This is a genomic window from Microbacterium sp., from assembly GCF_051953575.1.
Taxonomy (GTDB): domain Bacteria; phylum Actinomycetota; class Actinomycetes; order Actinomycetales; family Microbacteriaceae; genus Microbacterium.
In genome coordinates, this window is record NZ_JBQCIP010000125.1 from 1 (window position 1) to 8,274 (window position 8,274).

Annotated in this window: 9 protein-coding genes and 1 pseudogene; 2 read left to right on the plus strand and 8 right to left on the minus strand. The window is 70.5% G+C overall.

Going from position 1 to position 8,274, the window contains the following annotated elements:
* The 7 genes and pseudogenes from ACTHNQ_RS07955 to ACTHNQ_RS07985 form a co-directional block, all read right to left on the minus strand.
* A pseudogene (locus ACTHNQ_RS07955) lies at window positions 1-196 on the minus strand (DNA-directed RNA polymerase subunit beta); the annotation flags it as partial.
* A 12-nt stretch (window positions 197-208) separates the two neighbouring features.
* Window positions 209-616, minus strand: coding sequence for a VOC family protein (locus ACTHNQ_RS07960; RefSeq protein WP_440332611.1), 408 nt, complete (start codon window positions 614-616; stop codon window positions 209-211).
* 53 nt (window positions 617-669) lie between these two features.
* Complete coding sequence (locus ACTHNQ_RS07965; protein WP_018172611.1) at window positions 670-1,056, minus strand: helix-turn-helix transcriptional regulator; 387 nt, start codon at window positions 1,054-1,056, stop codon at window positions 670-672.
* 59 nt (window positions 1,057-1,115) lie between these two features.
* The gene (locus ACTHNQ_RS07970) at window positions 1,116-1,733 is read right to left on the minus strand and encodes an anti-sigma factor domain-containing protein (RefSeq protein WP_440332613.1); all 618 of its coding nucleotides are present in this window, start codon (window positions 1,731-1,733) and stop codon (window positions 1,116-1,118) included.
* 60 nt (window positions 1,734-1,793) lie between these two features.
* Window positions 1,794-2,540 (minus strand): anti-sigma factor domain-containing protein, encoded by a 747-nt coding sequence (locus tag ACTHNQ_RS07975; protein ID WP_440332615.1) that lies wholly within the window; start codon window positions 2,538-2,540, stop codon window positions 1,794-1,796.
* Window positions 2,540-3,142 carry an ECF RNA polymerase sigma factor SigK gene (gene sigK / locus ACTHNQ_RS07980; protein WP_440332617.1) on the minus strand — a complete coding sequence of 201 codons (603 nt, stop codon included), beginning with the start codon at window positions 3,140-3,142 and terminating at the stop codon, window positions 2,540-2,542. Before sigK ends, ACTHNQ_RS07975 begins: the two co-directional genes overlap by 1 nt.
* A 31-nt stretch (window positions 3,143-3,173) precedes the next feature.
* Window positions 3,174-4,904: a cytochrome c biogenesis protein DipZ gene (locus tag ACTHNQ_RS07985; protein WP_440332619.1), complete on the minus strand. Its 1,731-nt coding sequence runs from the start codon at window positions 4,902-4,904 to the stop codon at window positions 3,174-3,176.
* A 217-nt stretch (window positions 4,905-5,121) separates the two neighbouring features.
* Here ACTHNQ_RS07985 and ACTHNQ_RS07990 point away from each other — a divergent pair, with 217 nt between their 5' ends.
* The gene (locus tag ACTHNQ_RS07990; RefSeq protein WP_440332620.1) at window positions 5,122-5,787 is read left to right on the plus strand and encodes a fasciclin domain-containing protein; all 666 of its coding nucleotides are present in this window, start codon (window positions 5,122-5,124) and stop codon (window positions 5,785-5,787) included.
* Window positions 5,788-5,971: 184 nt separating this feature from the next.
* Window positions 5,972-7,396 (plus strand): protein kinase domain-containing protein, encoded by a 1,425-nt coding sequence (locus ACTHNQ_RS07995; protein WP_440332622.1) that lies wholly within the window; start codon window positions 5,972-5,974, stop codon window positions 7,394-7,396.
* 6 nt (window positions 7,397-7,402) lie between these two features.
* On the opposite strand, the gene ACTHNQ_RS08000 is transcribed toward ACTHNQ_RS07995, so the two are convergent.
* Window positions 7,403-7,861, minus strand: coding sequence for a hypothetical protein (locus ACTHNQ_RS08000; RefSeq protein WP_440332624.1), 459 nt, complete (start codon window positions 7,859-7,861; stop codon window positions 7,403-7,405).
* Between the last annotated feature and the right edge of the window lie 413 nt (window positions 7,862-8,274).

Genomic DNA, 8,274 nt, shown 5'->3' on the forward strand with positions numbered 1-8,274 from the left:
TGTGGGCGACGCGCGAGACCTCCGCCGGGTCCTCGGCCGAGAACGTCCGGTCGAAGAGTTCTGCGGGCCGGCGGACGGGTTTGTGGAACTCACGGGACGAATCGCTCATCCCCTCCAGGCTACCCGCCGCCACGAGCACACGCTCGGCCGCGGCATCCTGGTCGCGCTGCATCGCGGCGACCCACGGCAGGCACATGTCGGTCGCCGCTCAGACCTGGTTGATCCGGATGTGGTTGCCGGCGGGATCGCGGAACGCCGCGTCGCGCGGGCCCCACCCCTGCTCCTTGGGCTCCTGCAGCACCTCGGCGCCGAACGCGCGCAGCTTCTCGAACGTGGCGTCGAGATCCGTGGTCGTGAAGACGTACGGTCCAGGACCGGATCCCTTCACCACGAGGCGCAGCAGCGCGTCGCCGTCGTCGGGTGAGCGCCCGGCGGTCGGGTCCGACACGACGAGCGAGAGGCCGGGCTGTCCCGGGAAGCCGAAGCTCACCCAGCGGTGGCCGTCGTACGCGACGTCGTTGACCACCTCGAGGCCCAGTCCGTCGCGGTAGAAGGGGATGGCGGCGTCGACGTCGTCGACGGTGATGGGGCTGTACGCCAGTGAGATGTTCGTCATGGCTGCCACGCTACGGACCGGGCGCCACCCGCGCTTCTCCGATCCTGCTCGGTTCAGGCGTAGCGCGTGGGCCGGGTGAGGATCCTCGCGACGCACAGCGGCATCGCCTCGGCCGCGTCGTGCGGCCGCGAGCGGTACGAGCTCGGCGTCTCGCCGACGATCTCGGTGAAGGTCGAGCTGAACGAGCCCAGCGACGTGGCCCCGACCGCCGTGCACGCGTCGGTCACCGATGCGCCGTCGCGCAGCAGCGCCATCGCCCGCTCGATGCGTCGGGTCATGAGGTACGCGTACGGCGTCTCGCCGTACGCGGCCTTGAACTCGCGTGAGAAGTGGGCGGGCGACATGAGCGCCTTCGCCGCCATCGTGGGCACGTCCAGCGGTTCGGCGTAGTCGCGGTCCATCAGATCGCGGGCGCGCCGCAGGTGCGCGAGCGTCTGCATCGTCTGCGTCGGTGAGGTCTTCTGGGGGGCGGATGCCACGGCCCCAGGTTACCGAAGCGTCACTCGGTGGGGATGCGTGCGACCGTGTCGCCGAGGGGGCGGCCCGCCATGTCGTCGGCGCGCTCCACCGTGACGATGAGCCCGTCCGCCGGCTTCCAGTCGTCGACCACGAGCGTCGCCGCCCCGGCGGCGTCGGTGTCGAACGTCCCCGCCTCGAACGGGTCGCCGTCGCGCATCGCCCAGACGGCCCGCGTCTCGCCGTCGGCCAGCTGGGGCATGCGCTGCGCCACCAGCACGAGCAGTCCGGCGTCGTCGGACCAGTGGGCGGTCGCGATGCCGCCGCCCACGACCTTGACCGTCGCCGATGCGCTGTCGGCCGCCTCCTGCACGTGCGAGAGGGCGGCCGCCTGCGGCGAAAGGTGGAACCGCTCGTTGAGCGTCGCGACCCCGAATCCGACCGCGGTGAGGACGACGAGGGATGCTGCGAATCCCCCGATCACCCGCCCCCAGTTGCGGCGGCTCTGCGCCTGGATCGTGATGGTGTCGGTGACGAGGCCGTGGCTGGTCACGGGAGGCGCCGCGGCGGCCGCGGCCGCCGGCACGTCGGGAAGCGGTGGGATGAGTGATTCGACGCCCTGATCTGCGGCATCCATCTCTCGCGCCCCGTCCCCCGTCATGCTTCCAGCATGCCTCACGGGGCTCGCGACATGCTGAGAGGACGCCTTGCCGGGGTGTCGTCAGGACGTCGGAATCTTCACGATCGGCTCCGATGACGGCTGGCCCGTCGGTGAGCCGCCCTGCGGCTCGACCGTGACCGCGATCACGTCGCCGGGCTGCATCGTGCCCTCCAGCAGGGCTGTCGTGGGTTCGGACGTCGACTCGAAGGTGCCGGCCGCGATCGGAGCTCCGTCCCGGACGAACCACAGCTCGAAGCTCTGGTCCTGTTCGATCGGCGGCAGCGCGTCCGACACCAGCACGACCTTCCCGACCGACTCCGACCAGTGGGCGGTCGCCGTCCCGCCGTCGGCCACGTCGGCCGTGGCCGACTGGGCGTCGGGGGCGTCCTCGATCTGCTCCAGTGCGACCACCGCGGGCGACCGGTTCAGCCAGTCGCTGACCAGCGCGGCGCCGACGCCGATGGCCGCCAGCAGCGCGACCGATGCGGCGAGCGCGAACAGCGCCCGGGTCCACCGCCGGCGCCGGGTCGGCGCGGCGGATGGAGCGTCGGCGACCGCCGGTCCGGCGTCCGCGGAGAACTGCGGCGTGGTCACCACCCGCGCGAGAAGCTGCGCGCGAAGGGCAGGCGGGGGCACCGACTCGGGTGCGCCGTCGGCCAGCGCGGCCGCGGTCGCGGCATCCGCCTGCACCAAGTGCTCCCATTCCGGGTGCTGGGCGCGCGCCGCCTCGAAGGCGGCCTGGTCCGCGGGCGACAGCGCGTGCAGCGCGGCACCGGCCGCCAGTTCGGCGAACTCCTGCTCGTCCATCACGCGATCACCCCCATCTCCGTTCGCAGGCGCGACAATCCGTCGCGCATCCTCGTCTTGATCGTCCCCAGCGGCGCACCCAGCAGCGCCGCGATCTCGCTCTGACTGTAACCGCCGTAGTAGGCGAGCGTCAGCGCCTCTCGCTGGGCCTCGGGAAGGCCCGACAGGGCCACGGCGACCCGCTTCCCCTCGATGCGCAGCTCGACCTGCTCCGCGACCCCGTCATGCGGCACGTCGAGGTCTCGGAAGCCGACGCGCACGTCGCGATCCGTGCTCGCCTGCGACGACCTCACCCGGTCGACGGCCCTGCGGTGCGCGATCGTGAGCACCCAGGTGCGCCCCTGACCTCTGTTCGGAGCGAACCGCGATGCGGATTGCCACACCTCCAGGAACACCTCCTGCAGCACCTCTTCGCTCTGCGCACGGTCCACGAGGACGCGCAGGATCAGGCCGAAGACCCGCGCCGACAGCGAATCGTAGAGGCGTGCGAACGCCGCCTCATCGCCGCCGGCGACGCGTTCGAGCAGCTCGGCGACATGGTCGACGGGCGTCGCGCCGTCTTCGGGCACGTCGATCCCGTCGATCACCATGTCCACCAGCATGCCCCATCACCTCCTCGAAGCCGTGCGCGGTTCACCCGAAGGTGAACGAGTACACCTCGACGCCGGGCGACACGTCGACGTCCAGCACGTGGACTCCGGCATCCGCGATGTCGGCCACCCGATACGAACGAGGCGTCCCCGAGACCGGCAGCGTCTGGGCCGTCCCGTCGTCCAGGCGCACCCTCACCTCCCCCTCGCCCGCCAGGACCATGCGCACCTCCTCAGCGTGGAAGCGGAGCCGGATGCTGCCGCCTCCGCCCCCGGACGGCGTCGCGAACTGGGTCTCGATGCGCCAGGAGCCGTCCAGCGCGAAGGTGTCGTCCGCCTGGTCCTCGCCGATCGTGTACGCGTGCTCACCCGCCCGGTAGCTGCCGCTCCCCCCGTAGTTCACGTCCTTGGCCGCGCCGAGGAAGGTCTCGCGTGTGCGCGTGCCTGCCTGCGGGGTGTCGTCGGCGACCTCGGTCGGTTCGGGCAGCTCGACCCCGGGATCGGCGTCCTGGAGCAGTTCGCGGATGAGCTTCTCGGTCGCCGCATAGTTGCCTTCGCCGAAGGCGATGTGGCGAACGGTCCCGTCGGCGTCGATCAGGTAGTGCGCGGGCCAGTACCGGTTGCGGTAGTTCGTCCACGTGGAGAGGGAGTTGTCGAGCGCGACCGGGTAGGTGATCCCGAAGTCCTTCGCTCCGGCCGCGACGTTGCCGGCATCCTTCTCGAACGAGTACTCGGGAGAATGGATGCCGATGACCCGCAGCCCCGCGTCGCGGTAGGCCGCATCCCACGCGACGACGTGCGGGATGCTGCGCTGGCAGTTGATGCACGAGTACGCCCAGAAGTCGATGAGGACGACCTTCCCGCGAAGATCGGCGAGATCGACCGGTGCGCCGCCCGGCGTGTTCAGCCAGGACTCGATGCCGCGGATGGACGGCGCCGTTCCGCACGACTCCAGCTCCGGCGCACCGTTGGTGCACTTGTCGAGGTCCTTGTTCTCGTCGTTGACGAGACCGCCGAGATCCAGCGCGCGCCGCGCCTCGGGATTGTCGGTGAGCCCGCGCTGCACCTCGGCGGTGTAGTCGGGCACGAGGCGCTGCAGCGCCTGCGGCACGTTGAAGACGAGGCCCACGGCGAGGGCGAGCATCGCGATGCCGGCGGCGATCCGCAGGCCCCGCTCGCGCCGGCGGAACGCGCGGATGCGCTCCACGAGACCACGGCCGGCGAGCGCGAAGAACAGCAGCGGGACGGCGACGCCCACGGCGAACGACAGCGTCAGCACGACCGTCCCCGCATCGATGCGGCCCGTCGAGCCGGCGACGATGATGGCGGCGAGCACCGGCCCGGCGCACGGGACGAAGACCGTGCCGAGCGCGAGACCGACACCGAAACCGCTGCCGCGGTTCGTCACCTCGCTGCGTCGCGCGAGCTTCTGGAAGGGCCGCTCGAGCACGCGCTCGAACGCCGGCACGAGGAGCCCGACGCCGATGAGCACGAGCACGGCGATGCCCGCCCAGCGCAGCACGTCCTGCGGCAGGCCGAGCGCGCCGAGGACGAGGGATCCGAGCAGCGTCACGAGCGTGAAGCTCGTGATCAGCCCCGCGATCACCAGATAGGGCCGCGCCCGGGACGCGGGGACGAGGCCGTCCGCGTCCTCCGCGTCGAACCGGGCGGACTGCGCCCCGCCCGTGAGGAAGATGACCGGCAGCACCGGGAGGATGCACGGCGAGATCCCCGTGATGAGTCCGCCCAGCAGACCGATGATGACCAGTTGCATGTCCCTGTCTCCCCCTCGTGCACGTCGACCTCTGTTCGCACCCGAGCCGGGTTCGGATTGGTGTCCGCGCGTCGACGGGCCGAATCCGCCGTCGCCCGCCGACGACGTGCAATCCGATCCGCGCGGGCCTCCGAACAGTCCGTGTAGCCGCTCCCGCGGCACGCTCCCTCCGGGGGCCACACGAAGCGGTCGCACCGGCCGCGAAGAGGAGGAAGACATGTCTCGCATCACTGGGAAGCGCGTCACGGCAGGGCTGGCCCTGGCGATCGCCGCGACCTTCGCGTTGTCCGCCTGTTCCATGAGCGGATCGACGGCGGAGCCCACGACCGACCCCTCGACTCCCGCCATGGAGTCGAGCGAGGAGCCCATGGCCACAGCGGACCCCGCTGCCGACCTCGTCGGCCCGGGGTGCGCCGCGTACGCCGAAGCCGTTCCGGACGGCGCCGGCTCGATCGAGGGCATGTCGGGCGATCCTGTCGCGGTCGCGGCATCCAACAACCCGATGCTGACGACGCTCACCGCCGCGGTGAGCGGGCAGCTCAACCCCGACGTGAACCTCGTCGACACGCTCAACGGCGACGAGTTCACGGTGTTCGCGCCCGTCGATGACGCCTTCGCGAAGATCGACCCCGCCACCATCGAGTCGCTGAAGACCGACAGCGCCACCCTGACGTCGATCCTGACGTACCACGTGGTGCCGGGACGGATCGAGCCCTCCGACATCGCCGGCACGCACACCACCGTGCAGGGCGCGGACCTCGAGGTCACCGGCAGCGGCGACTCCTGGATGGTCAACGACGCCAACGTGATCTGCGGAGGCGTCCAGACCGCCAACGCGACCGTCTACCTGATCGATTCGGTTCTGATGCCCCCGGCACAGTGACCCGAGGCCGGCGACGCCGGCACAGCGAGCGGCGCGGCCGCCGGAGCCTACGGGCTGCCGGCGGCCGCCCGTTGCATGTCAAGGACGAGTCGTCAAGCCCACTGTGACCGGAAGGCGGGTTTCGTACCGTTGTCGAAGGTCCGGTGCGGCGCCGGAGGGGTGCGCGCATCGGGTGGGAGGACATGTGACTGACCTGCTCGTGCCCGGAGAGCTCTCCACCGGAGAGATGCTCGACGAGCGCTATCTGCTGCGGGAGCGGATCGGCGAAGGCGGAATGGCGAGGGTGTATCGCGCCGAAGACACCCATCTGCGACGGTCGGTCGCCGTGAAGGTGTTCCGTGAGCCGACCGACGGCATCGACTCGGTCGAACGCGCGATGTCGGAGACAACACTGCTCGCCTCGCTCAACCATCACTCGCTCGTCACCGTGTTCGATGCCCGGATCGGCAACGACGCCGTGAGCTATCTGGTGATGGAGCTCGTCGACGGCGTCACGCTGCGCGACCTGATCGCTCAGGGGCCGGTGGATCCGCGCGTCGTCGCCTCGATCGCGATCGACATCGCCGAGGGGCTGCACGTCGCGCACGAGCACGGTGTCGTCCACCGCGACATCAAGCCGTCCAACGTGATGCTCCGGACCTCACCGCGTCCCGGATGGGAGTGGCGGGCGAAGCTGGGCGACTTCGGCATCGCGTACCTGATGGACTCCGCCCGCGTGACCACCCCTGGAGTCATCGTCGGCACCATGGCGTATGTCGCCCCCGAGCAGGCTCGAGGCGTCCCACCGGCACCGGCCGCCGACATCTACGCCTTCGGCCTGCTGCTGATCGAGGCGCTCACCGGCGAGCGCCCGTTCGGAGACGCCGAGGGCATCGCCACCGTGATGGCGCGGCTCTCGGCGGCGCCGGAGATCCCCGCGTCGCTCCACCCGTCCTGGCAGGGGCTGCTGCGCGGGATGACGGCGATCCGCCCCGAAGACCGCCCCACCGCGCTCGAGGTGGTGGCGGCGGCGTCGCGTCTCGCCGCCATGGAGAACACGCTCGCCCGTGAGAAGGCCGACCCGTCGACAGCGCCGATCGCCGCCCCTGTCACCGCTCCGGCCACCGGTCCGACGCAGATCTTCCCCTCGCCGCCGCCTGCCTCCCCTCTCGGCGCGGGGGCGCTGCGCCGCGACGCACGCGGCGCGGATGCGGACCGCGACGAGTCCTCGCCGCCGGAGGACCCGCCGACGAGCCCGAGGAAGCGTGTCGTGTCCGACGAGGAACGTCGGCCCTCTCGGCGGGCCCTCCTCATCGGCGGTGTGATCGCAGCCCTCCTCGCCGTCGGTCTGGCGCTGGGGTCGCTCTGGCTGGCCAGCAACTGGGCCGTCCTCCCGGAACCGGAGCCGACCGCGCCCGCCGAGCAGGTCACGCCCACGCCGACCGAGGAGGCGCCCGTCGAGCAGGCGCCGGTGAACGCGCCCTCCGACCCGGCGCCCGCGCAGGTCCCCCCGGCAGACACCGCCACCACCGGAGGCGGAGGCGGCAACAGCGGTCCCGGCAACAACAGCGGCAACGGCAACGGACCGGGCAGCAACAGCGGCAAGGGCAACGGCAAGGGCAAGGGCTGAGGCCGGCTAGGGTTCCTCTCGCATCGCGGTCGAGCGCCAGTTCGCACCCGCGCGCTCCAACGTCACGATCGCGTGGCAGTTGCGGCACCGCACATCGCATTTCGCGATCTCCTCCGCCAACGCAGCGATGCTGAACCCCTCTTTGACCATCGCCATGACGTCCTTGCGCTTGTTCGACTCCGGCCGGTGGTCGAAATCGAGCACTCGCAGATCCGCGATGCCGCAGTCGACGCACGGGTGCCGACGCAGGAATTCCACGAGGAACGCCTTGGACTCCGCGCGGCGCCGTGCCGTCCGTGCCACCACGACGCGGACATGGTGTTCGCGGTTCTTCGCGTAGTAGGCACGGGATGACACCCGGTTGCATTCGCGGCAGACCTCTTGCAGCCCGTCAGGTCGCGATGACTTCCGGTTGAACTCGGTGAGTTGCTTCTCCTGCCGGCATGTTCCGCACACCTTCGTCATGCGACCTCGATCCCTCTCCTGGGCGTTCGCGGCCGATAGTAGGCCGGGGTTCCGACGAAGGGGGTGGCACTTGCTAGGGTGGACGGGCCCCTATAGCTCAGTTGGTTAGAGCAACGGACTTCAACAGAACAAAATGGAGCGCCGGCGCAGAAATGCGTCGGATGACCGCCGCTATATGCTGGGACCCCCTGAGAGCCCGAGGTACTCGCCGCGAGGCAGTGACAATCCGAGGGATTGGGCGATCAGCAGGTAACCGCAAGGGAACCTCAGAGACTACACGCGGCGCACCTGACCGGCCCGGCCGAAGGTGAAGATATAGTCCAGACTGCAAGCCGGAGACGGTGGCTGGGGAGACTCAGTGCAGCAGGTTAATCCGTGGGTCCAGGGTTCGAGTCCCTGTGGGGGCACCACAG